Annotated in this window: 15 protein-coding genes; 4 read left to right on the top strand and 11 right to left on the bottom strand. The window is 58.1% G+C overall.

Annotation, left to right across the window (positions count from 1 at the left end; genetic code table 11):
* Positions 1 to 204: 204 nt before the first annotated feature.
* The 3 genes from ACR3E0_RS11310 to ACR3E0_RS11300 form a co-directional block, all read right to left on the bottom strand.
* Positions 205 to 960, bottom strand: coding sequence for a LuxR family transcriptional regulator (locus tag ACR3E0_RS11310; RefSeq protein ID WP_480478872.1), 756 nt, complete (start codon positions 958 to 960; stop codon positions 205 to 207).
* The gene (aroQ, locus tag ACR3E0_RS11305) at positions 957 to 1,406 is read right to left on the bottom strand and encodes a type II 3-dehydroquinate dehydratase (protein ID WP_480478871.1); all 450 of its coding nucleotides are present in this window, start codon (positions 1,404 to 1,406) and stop codon (positions 957 to 959) included. Before aroQ ends, ACR3E0_RS11310 begins: the two co-directional genes overlap by 4 nt.
* Positions 1,407 to 1,532: 126 nt before the next feature.
* Positions 1,533 to 2,534 carry an NADPH:quinone oxidoreductase family protein gene (locus ACR3E0_RS11300; RefSeq protein ID WP_480478870.1) on the bottom strand — a complete coding sequence of 334 codons (1,002 nt, stop codon included), beginning with the start codon at positions 2,532 to 2,534 and terminating at the stop codon, positions 1,533 to 1,535.
* 167 nt (positions 2,535 to 2,701) lie between these two features.
* On the opposite strand from ACR3E0_RS11300, the gene ACR3E0_RS11295 reads away from it, so the two are divergent.
* Both ACR3E0_RS11295 and ACR3E0_RS11290 read left to right on the top strand, forming a co-directional pair.
* Positions 2,702 to 3,520, top strand: a complete 819-nt coding sequence (locus ACR3E0_RS11295; protein WP_480478869.1) for an SDR family NAD(P)-dependent oxidoreductase — start codon at positions 2,702 to 2,704, stop codon at positions 3,518 to 3,520.
* Between the two features lie 14 nt (positions 3,521 to 3,534).
* The gene (locus ACR3E0_RS11290) at positions 3,535 to 4,560 is read left to right on the top strand and encodes a phosphotransferase family protein (RefSeq protein ID WP_480478868.1); all 1,026 of its coding nucleotides are present in this window, start codon (positions 3,535 to 3,537) and stop codon (positions 4,558 to 4,560) included.
* Between the two features lie 45 nt (positions 4,561 to 4,605).
* On the opposite strand, the gene ACR3E0_RS11285 is transcribed toward ACR3E0_RS11290, so the two are convergent.
* A complete protein-coding gene (locus tag ACR3E0_RS11285; protein WP_480478867.1) occupies positions 4,606 to 5,211 on the bottom strand; it encodes a DsbA family protein in 606 nt (201 codons plus the stop codon).
* Between the two features lie 203 nt (positions 5,212 to 5,414).
* Here ACR3E0_RS11285 and ACR3E0_RS11280 point away from each other — a divergent pair, with 203 nt between their 5' ends.
* Together ACR3E0_RS11280 and ACR3E0_RS11275 are read left to right on the top strand one after the other, a co-directional pair.
* The gene (locus ACR3E0_RS11280; protein WP_480478866.1) at positions 5,415 to 6,647 is read left to right on the top strand and encodes a serine hydrolase domain-containing protein; all 1,233 of its coding nucleotides are present in this window, start codon (positions 5,415 to 5,417) and stop codon (positions 6,645 to 6,647) included.
* A 49-nt stretch (positions 6,648 to 6,696) separates the two neighbouring features.
* Positions 6,697 to 7,566 carry an acyl-CoA thioesterase gene (locus tag ACR3E0_RS11275; protein WP_480478864.1) on the top strand — a complete coding sequence of 290 codons (870 nt, stop codon included), beginning with the start codon at positions 6,697 to 6,699 and terminating at the stop codon, positions 7,564 to 7,566.
* On the opposite strand, the gene ACR3E0_RS11270 is transcribed toward ACR3E0_RS11275, so the two are convergent.
* The 7 genes from ACR3E0_RS11270 to pstC all read right to left on the bottom strand — a co-directional run bounded on the left by ACR3E0_RS11270 (position 7,563) and on the right by pstC (position 14,842).
* Positions 7,563 to 8,330 (bottom strand): SDR family oxidoreductase, encoded by a 768-nt coding sequence (locus ACR3E0_RS11270; protein ID WP_480478863.1) that lies wholly within the window; start codon positions 8,328 to 8,330, stop codon positions 7,563 to 7,565. The two genes, ACR3E0_RS11275 and ACR3E0_RS11270, sit on opposite strands and share 4 nt — an antisense overlap.
* A 106-nt stretch (positions 8,331 to 8,436) precedes the next feature.
* A complete protein-coding gene (locus ACR3E0_RS11265; RefSeq protein ID WP_480478862.1) occupies positions 8,437 to 9,666 on the bottom strand; it encodes an acyl-CoA dehydrogenase in 1,230 nt (409 codons plus the stop codon).
* A 133-nt stretch (positions 9,667 to 9,799) separates the two neighbouring features.
* On the bottom strand, positions 9,800 to 10,489 hold the full coding sequence (gene phoB / locus ACR3E0_RS11260) for a phosphate regulon transcriptional regulator PhoB (RefSeq protein WP_170430534.1): 690 nt from the start codon (positions 10,487 to 10,489) through the stop codon (positions 9,800 to 9,802).
* 12 nt (positions 10,490 to 10,501) lie between these two features.
* Positions 10,502 to 11,212: a phosphate signaling complex protein PhoU gene (gene phoU / locus ACR3E0_RS11255; protein WP_480478861.1), complete on the bottom strand. Its 711-nt coding sequence runs from the start codon at positions 11,210 to 11,212 to the stop codon at positions 10,502 to 10,504.
* Between the two features lie 16 nt (positions 11,213 to 11,228).
* Positions 11,229 to 12,026, bottom strand: coding sequence for a phosphate ABC transporter ATP-binding protein PstB (gene pstB, locus ACR3E0_RS11250; protein ID WP_480478860.1), 798 nt, complete (start codon positions 12,024 to 12,026; stop codon positions 11,229 to 11,231).
* A 15-nt stretch (positions 12,027 to 12,041) separates the two neighbouring features.
* A complete protein-coding gene (pstA, locus tag ACR3E0_RS11245) occupies positions 12,042 to 13,373 on the bottom strand; it encodes a phosphate ABC transporter permease PstA (protein ID WP_480478859.1) in 1,332 nt (443 codons plus the stop codon).
* Complete coding sequence (pstC, locus tag ACR3E0_RS11240) at positions 13,370 to 14,842, bottom strand: phosphate ABC transporter permease subunit PstC (RefSeq protein WP_480478858.1); 1,473 nt, start codon at positions 14,840 to 14,842, stop codon at positions 13,370 to 13,372. The genes pstA and pstC overlap by 4 nt, the downstream gene beginning before the upstream one ends.
* Between the last annotated feature and the right edge of the window lie 31 nt (positions 14,843 to 14,873).

Raw genomic sequence — 14,873 nt, 5'->3', positions numbered from 1 at the left:
CCGACCAAGGGACGCGGACGAATAGGCGCCCCAGTGTCAGAGTGATTGGAGAGCTCTGTTATTGCAAAGATCCAACCGTATGTTCCCTGGCTAAAGCCACCACTCACGGAACGTAACCACTCTGCAATTTTCACCCCGGATTTGGAAAGTCATGTATTCCTTACCCTAGGTAAAGTGGCGCAGTTTAGCGTCAACTCCTGCGCATCAGGCTTCCATGACAAACATCTGGTTTTGTAGGGACGCCTTCAGAACGGCCTGCGCCGTGGTCTCAACCGACAAGGCCTCGCGGGCGAGCCTGAGATGTTTTTCCACGGTCGCCGATGTCAGCCCCATCAGCACGGCGATGTCCTGTGTGGTTTTGCCATCTCCAACCCATTCCAGCGCCTCCCGCTGCCGTTTCGTCAGCGCGCGGTTGGGCGGGTGATAGGGCAGCGTGAGAATCTTCAGATGCGCGACATTGTTCATCAACAGAATGTCTTCGCCATGCTTGTCCCAGATGGCATCCACGTCATCCTGGCTGCGGTTGTTCTTGGCCGACAGGGAAATTGCGCCCTTGGACCGCATGGAAACGGAGTTGAAGCTGATCGTGTAACCCGCCACGACCCCCTTGGATTCGTTGAAATCGCGAACTCTCTGTTCCTGTGCGGTCAGGGTTCCACTGGCCCGCATATCCTGGATCATTTTCCAGCTGGCGGCGCCTTCGTGCTCGAGCGCCCATTTCAGCATGGGCGCATGAAAATAAAGGCCATCGCCAAGAAACCCGTCCATATAGGCGCGGGAATGATTGGTCAGAATCACGAAGTCCTCGGGATCACCCAGCGAAGTGGCGGTCCGATACTGCGTGTAGCCATAGAGCAGCCGGTCAAAGCCAAACGTCGCCATCTGGCGGCAATGCGCATCCCAGAGTTCTTCCAGCGACTTGGCGTAGCCTACGAAATGCAGGTATTCCTTTAGCTTCATGCCGCATCTCCCGCCTTGAAATGCGCGGCCAGCGCGCCGAGGGCCAGAACATAGCCCTGCGCGCCAAACCCGCAAATCTGACCCAGTGCAACAGGCGCAACAAAGGACTTGTGGCGGAATTCCTCTCGCGCATGGATGTTGGACAGGTGAACCTCGACAACCGGCAACTCCACCGAGGCGATGGCGTCCATGAGGGCAACGGAGGTGTGGGTAAAGGCACCGGCATTCAGAACCAGGCCGTCCTGAGCACCACGCGCCGCGTGAATCGCATCCACCAGCGCGCCCTCGTGATTGGACTGAAGATGAGACACCTGCAGCCCGATCGACGCGCCGTGCTCGACGCACATGTCCTCGATCATCTGCAAGGTGGTGGCGCCATAGACGTCGGGTTGCCGCGTACCAAGCAGATTCAGGTTGGGTCCATTCAATACCAGTACGTTGCGCATATCTTTACAATCCCCATCACAGGTTCATAGACGCGATTCGGCGGCTCTGTCCACCTGACATTGCCACTATATATTGGGGCGTTTCCCGTGCGCTTCTGAACCTCGCCCGGCGCCTCGACAGGCTGTTTAGTGCTCTTCCATGATCAATACAACCTTACCGAGAGCAGAGCGTTGGGACAAAAGCTCAAGCGCCTCGGGTGCCCGGTGCAATGGATAGCGCACGGAAACGCGCGGTTTGATTTGTGCTGTTTCGTACAAATCGAACAATTCCCCGACGTTTTCGGCGTGTCCCTTCGGATCCCTGAAGACAGACGCGCCCCAGAAAACACCCACGATCTGACATCCTTTGAGCAGAGGCAGGTTAAGCGGGATATTGGGAATGCCCGCCGGAAACCCGACGACCAGATAGCGCCCCTTCCACGCCATGCTGCGCAGGGCAGGTTCCGCGCACGGACCGCCAACAGCATCATAAACCACATCCACGCCATTTCGACCTGCGATGGCTTTGATTTCGCTGGCGAAAGCCTTTTGCGCGTCCTTGTCCAAATCCCGGGGATAGAGGATGGTGTCATCCGCACCGATATTACGGCAAAACTCGGCCTTTTCAGCGGAAGAGACCGCGGCAATGACACGTGCGCCCATGGCCTTGCCCAATTCGATGGCGGCAGACCCCACGCCACCGGCTGCGCCCAAAACCAGCAGGGTCTCGCCCGGTTGAAGGGCCGCACGATCCTTGAGCGCGTGGTAGGATGTCCCATAGGTGAACAGGAAACACGCCGCGTCTTCGAACGGCATCGTGTCAGGGAATTTGATGGCTGTCGCTGCGGGGATCTTGAGATGGGTTGCAAACCCTCCGGAGCCTGTCAGAGCCAAGATGCGATCACCGATTTCAAAACCGCTGACCCCTTCACCAAGGGCCAGCACTTCTCCGGCGATTTCACCGCCGGGCGCAAAAGGCCGGGGAGGTTTCATCTGGTAGAGGTCCCGGATGATCAATGTGTCGGGGAAATTGACGCCTGCTGCCTTAACGCCGATCAGCAGCTCACCCTTGCCGGGCTCAGGATCGGGCAGGGTGGTCAGTTCCAGTGTTTCCGGCCCACCCGGGGCGACGCTGAGTAACGCTTGCATGTTGAGCCTGTTGTCCCTGTTATTCGGTAAGGAGGAACTCTTGGTGCAGGATCGTGCGATGTCAACGGCGGGGACGGGAAAGTCCCGCAACGGCAGGTTTCAGATCAGACAGGCGATCCACGCCAGTCAGTCGCACCGGAACCCGCACAACGTATGAGGAGCAGATCATGACACCCGACACTCTCTTTTCGCTTGAGGGAAAAACCGCGCTGGTGACGGGTGGTGCCACAGGGATCGGCCGGATGGCGGCCGAAGCTCTGGTCCGGGCCGGCGCGCATGTTCTGATCGCGTCGCGCAAGGGCGACGCCTGCGCAGCCGTCGCTGCCGAATTGAACGCGCTGGATGCACCGGGACACGCAGAAGGGTTCGCTGGAGATATCGGAAACAAAGACGGGATCGAGGCACTGGTCGTTGAGATCAACGCGCGTACCGAGCGGCTGGATATCCTTATGAACAACTCGGGCGTGACCTGGGGCGCGCCGATGGGTCAGTTTCCTTATGAAGCCTGGGAAAAAGTGATGTCCGTTAATGTCGCCGGGATATTCGAATTGACCCAGCGGCTGCTGCCATTGCTGATGAAATCCGGCACGCTGGAAGACCCGGCACGCGTGGTCAATGTCGGCTCGGTCATGGGCGAGGTCCCGATGGGTGATGGCGCCTACAGCTATTCCGCCTCCAAAGCGGCGGTTTTGCACCTGACCAAGATCATGGCCCAGGAACTGGCGCCGTACCACGTTACGGTCAATGCACTGGCCCCGGGGCCGTTCGTCTCGCGCATGACGGCGTTTGCCACGGCAGACGAGGGCACGCGCGACAAGGTCGGGAAATCAGTGCCGTTGGGGCGCGTCGGGCGAGACGAGGATATTGCCGGGTGCATGCTGTTTCTATGCGGACAGGGCGGAGCCTACGTGACCGGGGCCGTCATCCCGGTGTCCGGTGGTATCAATGTTGTGACGGCTGGCAATATCTTTGCCGAAGCCTTCTGAGCGGAACTGGGCGCATGACCGACAAGACCTCTTTGGACGTGGCTGCCATAGACGCTTATCTCAGCGCGCATTTGAGCGGTTATCAGGGGCCGTTGGCGGCGACCAAGTTCGCGATCGGCCAATCCAACCCGACATTCGAACTGCGCACGCCCAGTAAGTCCTATGTCCTGCGCCGCAAACCCGCCGGGGTGTTGTTGAAATCGGCCCACGCGGTTGATCGCGAGTTCCGCGTCCAACACGCGCTTGCGGGCAGCAGTGTTCCGGTTCCGGAAATGCTGCTGCTGTGCGAGGATGACGATGTCATAGGGTCCGCCTTTTACGTGATGGAGCACTTGAGGGGTCGGGTTTTTATGGAACCCACCATGAAAGGTGAAACCAACGAAGTCCGCACCGCCGTACTGGACGAGATGAACCGGGTGCTGGCTGAGCTGCATATGGTGGATATCGACGCGGTTGGCTTGTCAGATTACGGACCCACTGGAAACTACTTTGAGCGTCAAATTTCGCGTTGGACCAAGCAATACAGGGCGTCAGAAACTGCAAAAATCGGGGATATGGACGCGTTGATCGCAGCGCTCGAAACGTCGATTCCGGCCGACGACGGTCAGAGAACGCTGGTGCATGGCGATTACCGTATCGACAACCTGATGTTCGAACCGGACGGAGCCAATTGCATCGGCGTGCTGGACTGGGAACTGTCCACAATCGGGCATCCATATGCGGATTTGGCCGCAGTAATCATGCAGTGGCAAATGCCACCGGGAAAAGAGGGGCGCGGGTTGGCCGGAATAGACCGGCAAAGCCTGGGCCTGCCCAGCGATCAGGCTTTTATCGATCAGTATTGCGACCGGCGTGGTCTGTCAGGAATCGACAATTTCGGGTTCTATCTGGCGTTCAACTTCTTCCGGATGGCCGGGATTTTGCAAGGCGTCTACAAGCGCGCCCTGGATGGTAACGCGTCCGATCCAAAACGGGCGCAGGCCTTCGGCGCCTATGTTCCCGTCTTTGCGCAATACGGGCTGGCTGCGCTGAAAGGATAGTTCAGCCACAGCCGGTATTCATTTGTCTTTGAACAGTTTTCTCTGTCACGAGGCGCTGGCCAGTTCAAGCTCCAGGTTCGTCATGCTGTTCTTGCCAAAGAACATTTCGTTGCCCAGAAACAGGCTCGGAACCCCAAAGACACCGCGCCTCACGGCAGCCTTGGTCTGTTCCTTGAGCTTTTGTTTTGTGTCCGCGTTGCCAATAGCTTCGCGTATTTTTCGAACCGGCAATTCGTTTTCATGCAAAATGTCTGACAGAATGCTCAACTCATCCACCTTTTGTCCATGCACCCAGATCGCATCAAATACGGCGTTTATATACTTGCTTTCCCATGGTTTTCCTGACGCAAACAAAGCGCCTCGCATGGCAAATTTCGTATTCACCGGGAAATGCGGGCTCATGTGAAAGCTCACGCCCCGTCGACGCGCAAAGCGATGGAGATCGTGGGTCAGATAGGCTGTCTTCTGTCGGTTTTCGGAAAACGCCTGAAACGGGCTTTGATTGTTGGTCGCCTTAAACACCACTGGCAGCAAGACCGGCACGAAATTGATCGGCGCCTTGTGGCGCGCGGCAAGGTCGGGCAGCACCTTGTAGGCCAGAAAGGCGTTCGGGCTGCAAAAGTCGTAAACAAACTCGATGCTTTGCGCCATGGGGTCCTCCGGGCGAGATAACAATGGATGTGCGGCAACTGACAAACAGCGAATCTGTAACACACACAGTCTAACAGCCCGAAGACATCTGTGCCGACGGTAATCGCCCTACAGGAAATACCGGCAGACATGCGCAGTTTTCTCTTTTGTTTCAGCGATCAAGCCACCAAAATTGCCAAGGGTCACAGGAGGTTTGACAAGCAATGTTCCAAAGTGAGCTGACACTGGACCGCGCACGACTGAACCGCATCCGTCCCTGGATGGACCGGTATGTGGAACAGAGGAAGTATGCGGGCAGTGCGCTGTTGGTGAAACACAAGGGCAAAGAGCCGTTCTTCTACGCGTGTGGCCAGCGCAGCATCGAAAACAACCTGCCGTTTGAGCGGGATACGCTTGTTCGAATCTACTCGATGACCAAACCGGTCACATCTGTTGCCCTGATGATGCTGGCCGAACGCGGCCTGTTTCATCTGGATGCGCCCCTGTCCGAGTTCCTGCCTGCCTTTCAGACCATGCAGGCCCTGATCCCCGATGCCGAACATCTTGAGCAGACCGAAGACGCCCCGTCGCCGACGCTGCACCAATTGCTGACGCATACCAGCGGGTTCAGCTATCCGTTCAATCCGGGCCTCTTGCCCGAGGCGATGGACGAGCGTGATGTGTTATTCAAGCCAAATCAGGGGCTTCTGGCGGATCGTGTCGACGAATTGGCACGGCTACCACTGGCCTTCCAACCTGGAACCCGCTGGGAATACTCGGTCAGCACCGATGTTCTGGGACGTGTGATCGAGGTTGTGTCCGGTCAAACACTGGACCGGTTTTTTCAGCAAGAAATCTTTTCGCCGCTGGGTCTGCAGGAAACCGGGTTCAGAGTTCCAGCCGGGGCAGGGGATCGGTTCGCCTCTTTGTACACACCACTTGCAGGCGACGCGATGGATCTGAATTCAGCGCAATTGGGCTCCGATACGTTGCGCCTTGTGGATTATGCCGGAGCCTCTCCGTTTGAAACCGCCACGACATTTTCGGGCGGTGGAGGCCTGATCAGCACAATCGACGATTACGCGAAGTTTGCCGAGATGCTGCGCAATCGCGGCCTCGGAAACGGCCATCGCCTGCTGGGCACTAGGACCGTAGATTTCATGATGATCAATCACTTACCCGGCGACATTGCATCGATGGGCCCGCAAAGTTTTGCGGAACAACCGATGGAAGGTGTTGGTTTTGGACTGGGCGGGTCGGTCGTGCTGAACCCGGGCAGGGTGCGTGTTCCGGGGTCGGTGGGAGATTTCAGTTGGGGCGGCATGGCCTCGACCTTTTTCTGGATCGATCACCAAAACGACCTGAGTGCGGTGTTCTTCACGCAGTTGTCGCCGTCCAGTTCCTATCCGTCGCGGGCCGAACTCAAGGCCCTTGTTCTGGGTGCACTGATTGAATGATCCCGGCGCCGCTGATACCCCGTATATGAGCCCATCCGGAGAGCGACCTATGACTGACGCCGAACGCATTCTTCTTGATCTTCTGGACATAGAGCGTCTGGAGGTTGACTTGTTTCGGGGTACCGGATCGGGGGGCGAAACGCCCACGCGCATCTTCGGCGGGCAGGTCATTGCGCAGGCGCTGGCGGCGGCTTACCGAACGGTGGACGACAGGCTGTGCCATTCCCTGCATGCCTATTTCATTCGCCCAGGAGACCCTACTATTCCCGTTATTTATCAAGTTGATAGAGCCCGGGATGGAGGTTCTTTCACAACGCGCCGAGTGGTTGCAATCCAGCACGGAAAACAGATCCTGAACATGTCCGCATCCTTTCACGTTCAGGACGAAGGCTGGGAGCATCAACATCCGATGCCGGAATTGAAAGCGCCAGAACACTATCCGGCACGCGCGGAGCTGAGGAAGACGTATCTGGAGCGTGTTCCCGAAAAGATGCGCCCTGAACTGGTCCGTGAACGCCCGATCGAAGTGCGTGAAGTCGATCACCTCGACCCGTTCAATCCGGCCATTTCTGATGATCGCAACAAGATCTGGTTTCGGATGGGGGCCGCTGCATCCGCCGACGCCAAGACCCAACACTTGCTGCTGGCCTATGCCTCGGACATGAACCTCATGAGTTCCGGGATGCGCCCGCACGGACTGAGCTGGTTTACCGGTCAGGTCAACGGCGCGAGTCTGGATCACGCAATCTGGTTTCACGCACCGGTTCATTTTGAGAATTGGCATCTTTACGCAATGGATTCGCCGTGGACGGGGCAGGGACGCAATTTCAATCGCGGATCGATCTATACCCAAGACGGTCTTCTTGTTGCATCCGTCGCACAGGAAGGTCTGATGCGAAAGGCGCAGAAACGACTTTAGCTGCCTTCGACAAATATTTGATTTAGCTTACGCATTCCGCCCAACCAGCGGTCGTAATCTTCCGACTTCAGCCGCATATAGTCCAGGACCTGTGGATGCGGCAGAACGAGAAATCGTTCCTCGCGGATCGCATCCACGCAGGCTTGCGCCACGTCTTCTGGCTCCAGCATTCCGTCAATTGCGGCTACAGATGTCTCATGCCCACGGGTCATTTCCGAGCGCACCGCTTGCGGGCACAAAACCGAAACGCGCAGCCCGTGATGCCCGTATGTCAGGGACAGCCACTCGGCAAATCCAACGGCGGCATGCTTGGTCACGCCGTAAGGCGCCGCGCCGGGTTGGTTCAGCAATCCGGCAGCCGATGCAGTCGTCAGGATATAGCCGCCGCCGCGTGCAATCATTCGAGGCACTAGATGTCGCGCAGTCCAGACATGCGACATTACGTTGATCTTCCAGATACGATCCCAATCTGCATCGGGCACATCCAGACCGCCCAAGGTGAGAATTCCGGCATTTGCGCAAAACAGATCGATCGGACCGATAGACCCTTCGACATGGTCGATCAGAGCCTTGATGTCATTTTCGCTGGAGACGTCACAATGCGTGACCTGTCCGCCAATCGCATCGGCCACGGCGGACGCACGGGCGTCATCAATATCAGCACATACGACACGCGCGCCTTCACGTGCAAATCGTTCTGCCAAACCCTGACCAATACCATGGGCTGCACCGGTGACGACGACAGTTTTGTCTTTCAGGTCCATTTATCGTTCCAAATCGCTATCCCAGCTACACACGGTAAGCCATTGGCTTCAAATGTGAAACGCCTTGAGTTACTATTTAATTACCATAATACCAATTACGCGTTAATCAGTAGAAGGCCTGCAACCCGGTCTGCGCCCGTCCCAGGATCAACGCGTGTACGTCATGCGTACCTTCATAAGTGTTGACGGTCTCCAGGTTGACCATATGGCGGATCACCTGAAATTCGAGCGAGATACCATTGCCGCCATGCATGTCGCGGGCCATGCGCGCGATATCCAGCGCCTTACCGCAATTGTTGCGTTTGACGATGGAAACCATTTCCGGTGCGGCCTCGGCCTGGTCCATCAGACGGCCAACACGCAGGCTGCCTTGCAGGCCCAGAGCGATCTCGGTCTGCATATCGGCCAGTTTGCGCTGAAACAGCTGTGTCTGCGCCAGTGGCCGATCAAACTGCTTGCGATCCAACCCATATTGACGCGATGCATGCCAACAGCATTCCGCTGCGCCCATAACACCCCAACTGATCCCGTATCGTGCGCGGTTCAGGCACCCGAACGGTCCCTTGAGGCCCTGCACATGCGGCAGCAAGGCACCCTCGCCCACTTCAACTCCGTCCAGCACGATCTCACCTGTGATCGAGGCGCGCAGGCTCAGTTTGTTCTCGATTTTCGGCGCACTCAGACCCTTGAGGCCTTTGTCCAGTACAAAGCCTCGGATTTTGCCGTCATGGGCGTCCGATTTGGCCCAAACCACGAACACATCGGCAATCGGTGAATTCGAGATCCACATCTTGCTGCCGGTCAACCGGTACCCGCCGTCGATCTTTTCGGCCCGGGTCTTCATGCCGGCGGGGTCCGAGCCTGCATCCGGTTCAGTCAGGCCAAAACATCCGATCCATTCACCGCTGGCCAGTTTGGGCAGATACTTGCGGCGCTGTTCCTCGCTGCCATAGGCATAGATCGGATACATGACCAGAGAGCTTTGGACCGACATCATCGATCGATAGCCGGAATCCACACGCTCAACTTCGCGTGCTACCAGACCATAAGCGACATAGCCCGCGCCGATTCCCCCATAGGCCTCGGGGATTGTCGTGCCCAGCAGCCCCATATCGCCCATCTCGCGAAAGATGTCCGGGTCGGTTTCCTCGTTCTGGAACGCTTCGGTAACACGCGGCTGCAGCTTTTCCTGCGCATAGGCCCGGGCGCTGTCGGCAATCATGCGTTCGTCTTCGCTCAGCTGGTCGGACAGGCGGAACGGATCCTCCCACGCGAACTTGCCCAGATCGGGTGCATCCTTGGCGCGCAATGTCGGCTTGGTCTCGGGGGCATTCATGGGACATCTCCGGGCTGTCAGCGTTGCTGCAACCTAATGTGGGCCGCCGACGATGAACAGCAAGAGTTTGGCACCGGACTATGAGTAAAGCTCATAGGGTGGGTACTGGCGCAAGCGCCCTACCCTGTGGACATCACCCCAATGCGTATCCGGCGCCGCGGACGGTGCGCACCGGGTCTTCGCCGCCATGCTGCGTCAGAGCCTTGCGCAAACGCCCGATATGCACGTCGACGGTGCGCGTATCAACATAAATGTCGCGGCCCCAGACCCGATCCAGCAACTGCTCGCGGCTCCAGACCCGACCGGGCTTTTCCATGAACGTGCTCAGCAGCCGGAATTCGGTTGGGCCGAGCTTCAAGGGTTTGCTGTCACGGCTGACCTTGTGGGTTTCGGAGTCCAGGATGATGTCGTCAAACTCCAGACGCAGACCGACCGTGGCCGGGCGCACGCGGCGTAACTGGGTCCGCACCCGTGCCATCAGTTCAACCACCGAGTACGGCTTGACCACATAGTCATCCGCCCCGGTTTCCAGCCCGCGCACCTTGTCGACCTCTTCCGAACGAGCAGATAACATGATGATCGGAATCGAGCGGGTATCGGGGCGGGTTTTCAGTCGCCGGCAGACTTCGATACCGCTGAGATTGGGCATCATCCAGTCCAGAACGATGATGTCGGGGCTGTCTTCGTCCACTAGCAACATCGCCTCATCGCCGCTGCCGGCCTTGGATACGCGGAACCCCTCGGCTTCCAGATTGTAGGCCAGCACTTCGCGTTGGGCCAGTTCATCCTCGACAACCAGTACAGTCGGCTGATCTGCGGACATGGTCGTTGCCTCCTAGACGGTTTGCGACGTGCTGTCGGCTTTGGGTCTCGGGTCGCTGGGCCGTTCGCCGGTGACCAAGTACACCACCTGCTCGGCAATCGCCGTCACATGGTCCCCCATGCGCTCGATGTTCTTGGCGATGAAATGCAGGTGCATACAGGCGGAGATGTTGCGCGGATCCTCGGCCATGAAGGTCAGGAATTCCCGGAACAGACCATTGTACATCTGGTCAACTTCTTCGTCGCGTTCAATCACATCGGCGGCCAGTTCCGCGTCACGCTGGATGTAAGCGTCCAGAGCGTCGCGCAGCATGATCTCAACCTCACGCGCCATGCGGCGCAGGGCTGCTGCGCTGCCGGTGATTTCACCGGCGTTCACCAGAACCGTGGTCCGCTTTGCGATGTTCTTGGAATAGTCGCCAATCCGTTCCAGGTTTGCTGAGACCTTAAGAACCGTAAGCACAAGGCGAAGGTCGCTTGCCGTCGGCGCGCGCAGAGCGATCAGACGCGCGGTTTCTTCATTGATGACGTCCTCAAGCGCGTCGATGGCCTTGTCACCCTGACGTACCTCTTGCGCCAGTTCTTCGTCGCGCGTTTCAAGCGAACGCGCGGCGGACATGATGGCGGCTTCGACCAAACCACCCATCTTCATGATATGGGCCTGAATCGCTTCGAGATCGCGATCGAAAACGGATGCAATATGTTGTTCGCTTTTGTCGGTCATATCTGGATACCTGTGCTCAGCCGATCCGGCCGGTGATGTAGCTTTCCGTACGAGGGTCCGAAGGGTTGGTGAAAATCTGCCCCGTCTCCCCGAACTCGACAAGGTTGCCAAGGTGAAAGAACGCGGTTTTCTGACTGACACGTGCGGCTTGCTGCATCGAGTGTGTGACGATCACGACCGAGTACCGGGCGCGCAATTCGTCGATCAGTTCTTCGACCTGCGCCGTTGCGATCGGGTCGAGCGCCGAACAGGGTTCGTCCATCAACAGAACCTCTGGTTCGGTTGCAACCGCGCGGGCGATGCACAAGCGCTGCTGCTGTCCGCCCGACAGGCCGGTTCCCGGCGAATCCATGCGATCCTTGACCTCATCCCAAATCGCCCCGCGTCGCAGAGATTTCTCGACGATCTCGTCAAGTTCCGCCTTGTTCCGCGCCAGACCGTGAATGCGCGGGCCATAGGCGACGTTGTCATAGATCGATTTCGGGAACGGGTTGGGTTTTTGAAACACCATGCCGACCTTGGCGCGCAGTTGCACAGGGTCGACCCGTTTATCGTAGATGTTCTCGCCATCCAGTTTGAACGAGCCTTCGACACGAGCGACGTCAATCGTGTCGTTCATGCGGTTCAGACAACGCAAAAATGTGGACTTGCCGCAGCCGGACGGGCCGATGAATGCGGTGACTGTCTTGTCTTCGATGTCGACATTCACATCTTTGATGGCGTGAGTGTCGCCGTAGTAGACTTGGCAGTCACGGCATTCCAGCTTTATTTCGTTGGTGTCCACTTCTCTCTCCACTCGCGACATGACGTTCATTTGTATGCCCTCCTGTTACCAGCGGCGCTCAAAGCGGCGGCGTAGGATGATTGCAATAATGTTCATGGTGAGCAGGAAGATCAAAAGAATGATGATCCCGCCCCACGCTTTTTCATAGAATCCGACATCGGCGCGTGATGCCCATGTATAGATCTGTGCGGGCATGGCCGAGTTGGGTTCGGTGAATCCCGCCAGAAAGCCGTCCGGATAGCCCCGGGCGACAAACCCGACCATACCGATCAGCAGCAAGGGCGCCGTTTCACCCAGGGCCTGGGCCAGACCGATGATCGTACCGGTCAGAATGCCCGGTGCGGCCAGCGGCAAGACATGATGGAACACCGCCTGCATTTTCGAGGCCCCTACCCCAAGCGCCGCGTCGCGGATCGACGGCGGGACGGCCTTGAGCGAGGCACGGGTCGAAATAATGATTGTCGGCAGGGTCATCAGTGTCAGAACCAGACCCCCGACCAGCGGTGCGGATTGCGGCAGGTGCATGAACTGGATGAAGACCGCCAGGCCAAGGATGCCGAACACGATGGACGGCACGGCTGCCAGGTTCGAAATATTCACTTCGATCAGATCGGTAAAGCGGTTCTGCGGGGCGAACTCTTCAAGGTAGATCGAAGCGGCTACGCCGATTGGCAGCGACAGGCCGAGGACAACCAGCATCATGAAGAACGATCCGATGACCGAGGCCCCGATGCCCGCGCCACCCGGATTGTCCACGCCGGAATCGGTGCCTGTGATAAAGGGCCAGTTGAACTCCTGCTTGATCACCCCGGCTTCTTTCAGCGCGTCAACAAGATCCAGATCGCTTTTTTGCAGGAATCTGCTGTCCTGCATGGTGTCGCGGGTCACGCGACCCTTGAAATACCCGTCCACCCGGCTGGAAGCTGCCAGATCGAATTCCACGGGTTGCCCCAGCATTTGCGGGTTTTGGCTGTAGAATGTCCGAATGGTCCCGCCGACCTTGCCCAAGAGACGCTCGATGGCGGCCTCATCGAACTCAACATTAAGTCCCCGCTCGCCCAGTTCCTGCTTGAGCGCCGTGATAAACATATCGGAGTAGGCTTTGGTCTTGAACAACTGTCCTTCGGCTTCTTCCTGTTGCGGTTCCGTCAGGGTGAATTCAACGCTCACCACAGTTCGGGTAAAGGCCGGGATACCTTCGGACAGGATCGACGCAAAGAGCACGATCAGAAAGAACAACCCGGTCGCGATCGCGACAACACCATAGGCGCGAAAACGCTTTTCAGCCTTGGCACGCTTGCGGGTGCGGGCGTCAGCAGCGGTGAGAGAGACAGAACGGCGGCCCGTTTCCGGGTTTTGCATACTGGCGTCGGTCATTCGTATTGCTCCCGGTACTTACGCACGATGTAAAGGGCAAAGACGTTCAGGCCCAATGTCACGATGAAAAGGGTCATGCCAAGCGCAAAGGCCACAAGCGCCTCGGGTGAGGCGAAATCAGCGTCGCCCGTCAGCTGGCTGACGATCTTTGCGGTGACGGTTGTCATGGCTTCGAACGGGTTGAGGCTGAGGCGGGCGGCGGCCCCTGCCCCAAGAACCACGATCATAGTCTCCCCTATCGCCCGCGATGCGGCCAGAAGGATCGCGCCGACAATACCCGGCAAGGCGGCCGGCAGGACAACCTGCCGGATGGTTTCGGACTGCGTGGCACCAAGACCGTAGGATCCGTCGCGCATGGCCTGCGGAACGGCATTGATAATGTCGTCCGACAGTGAAGACACAAACGGGATGAGCATGATCCCCATCACCAGCCCCGCCGTCATCACGGCGGTGCCCGCCTTCATCCAGCCGAACCCGTCATCGCCAAATATGCCCAGCAACAATGGTCCGACGGTCAGCAGCGCAAACAGGCCGTAGACGATGGTCGGGATCCCGGCCAGCACCTCCAGCAGCGGCTTGGCAAAGGCGCGCACGCGGGGCGACGCGTATTCGCTCAGGTAGATCGCTGCGAACAGGCCAATCGGGACGGCGACAAGAAGGGCGACGATGGAGATGTAAAGTGTGCCCCAAAGCAGCGGGATGATACCTAGTGCGGATGACCCGCCGCGGCCCGAGAAACTCGGTGACCATGTGAGGCCGAAAAAGAAGTCGCGCGCGGGATAAAGCTTGAAGAATTCCCACGTATTGAAGACCAGCGACAGAATAATTCCAACGGTTGTGAGGATGGCGATTGACGCAGCGCCCAGAAGAATGATGCGTACGCCCTGCTCCACGACGTTGCGCGCACGGTAGTCCGAGTGCGTTTGGAACCAGCTGAACACCGCACCGGCCAAAGCCACGACAATCACGGCAATCGACATGATCGAGTAGCCAGTCGCAGTCATGACCCGATAGCTCTGGGCTGCACGCAGTACCGGTTGTGTAATGCTTGAGGTGACGACCTGCCCGGCATCCTTGAGGCGCTGGGTCATGTCGGTCACGTCCGCGCGCGCGCTCCGTGCAACGTCTTCCGGAATGCTTCCCTGCGCGACGGCATTGTCCAGACCCGATGCGGTGCGGCGCACCTCCGCCATGACAAGGCTGAGGGATGAGCCTTCTTGGATGGAAGACTCGGGGATCATGTCGGAAATCTGAGAATTCACATAAAGCGGCTGCACGAGCAGCCACAGGATCAGCAGACCTACAGCCGGCACCATTGTCTTCAGCGCCACGTTTGCACCGTAGAAATTCGGCAAGGAATGCAGGTCCCGGCTTTCGCCTCCGGCACTTTGAATCGCGCGCGACCGCCCCAGCAGATAACCGGTTGCCGCGATCGCAAAGACGATCAGAACTAGCCAGAGTATCGGCATTTCGCCCTCGTAGGTCTGGTTTGGGAATTCA

It is taken from the genome of Ruegeria sp. AJ12, assembly GCF_056536245.1.
Note: the sequence above shows the minus strand (reverse complement) of the source record. Positions and strands in the feature narration are given on the sequence as shown.

What these genes read in the sequence shown, in the direction of transcription:
- ACR3E0_RS11310 (WP_480478872.1), bottom strand. Translation starts at nt 960, where the DNA reads ATGAAGCTAAAGGAATACCTGCATTTCGTAGGCTACGCCAAGTCGCTG.
- aroQ (WP_480478871.1), bottom strand. Translation starts at nt 1,406, where the DNA reads ATGCGCAACGTACTGGTATTGAATGGACCCAACCTGAATCTGCTTGGT.
- ACR3E0_RS11300 (WP_480478870.1), bottom strand. Translation starts at nt 2,534, where the DNA reads ATGCAAGCGTTACTCAGCGTCGCCCCGGGTGGGCCGGAAACACTGGAA.
- ACR3E0_RS11295 (WP_480478869.1), top strand. Translation starts at nt 2,702, where the DNA reads ATGACACCCGACACTCTCTTTTCGCTTGAGGGAAAAACCGCGCTGGTG.
- ACR3E0_RS11290 (WP_480478868.1), top strand. Translation starts at nt 3,535, where the DNA reads ATGACCGACAAGACCTCTTTGGACGTGGCTGCCATAGACGCTTATCTC.
- ACR3E0_RS11285 (WP_480478867.1), bottom strand. Translation starts at nt 5,211, where the DNA reads ATGGCGCAAAGCATCGAGTTTGTTTACGACTTTTGCAGCCCGAACGCC.
- ACR3E0_RS11280 (WP_480478866.1), top strand. Translation starts at nt 5,415, where the DNA reads ATGTTCCAAAGTGAGCTGACACTGGACCGCGCACGACTGAACCGCATC.
- ACR3E0_RS11275 (WP_480478864.1), top strand. Translation starts at nt 6,697, where the DNA reads ATGACTGACGCCGAACGCATTCTTCTTGATCTTCTGGACATAGAGCGT.
- ACR3E0_RS11270 (WP_480478863.1), bottom strand. Translation starts at nt 8,330, where the DNA reads ATGGACCTGAAAGACAAAACTGTCGTCGTCACCGGTGCAGCCCATGGT.
- ACR3E0_RS11265 (WP_480478862.1), bottom strand. Translation starts at nt 9,666, where the DNA reads ATGAATGCCCCCGAGACCAAGCCGACATTGCGCGCCAAGGATGCACCC.
- phoB (WP_170430534.1), bottom strand. Translation starts at nt 10,489, where the DNA reads ATGTCCGCAGATCAGCCGACTGTACTGGTTGTCGAGGATGAACTGGCC.
- phoU (WP_480478861.1), bottom strand. Translation starts at nt 11,212, where the DNA reads ATGACCGACAAAAGCGAACAACATATTGCATCCGTTTTCGATCGCGAT.
- pstB (WP_480478860.1), bottom strand. Translation starts at nt 12,026, where the DNA reads ATGAACGTCATGTCGCGAGTGGAGAGAGAAGTGGACACCAACGAAATA.
- pstA (WP_480478859.1), bottom strand. Translation starts at nt 13,373, where the DNA reads ATGACCGACGCCAGTATGCAAAACCCGGAAACGGGCCGCCGTTCTGTC.
- pstC (WP_480478858.1), bottom strand. Translation starts at nt 14,842, where the DNA reads ATGCCGATACTCTGGCTAGTTCTGATCGTCTTTGCGATCGCGGCAACC.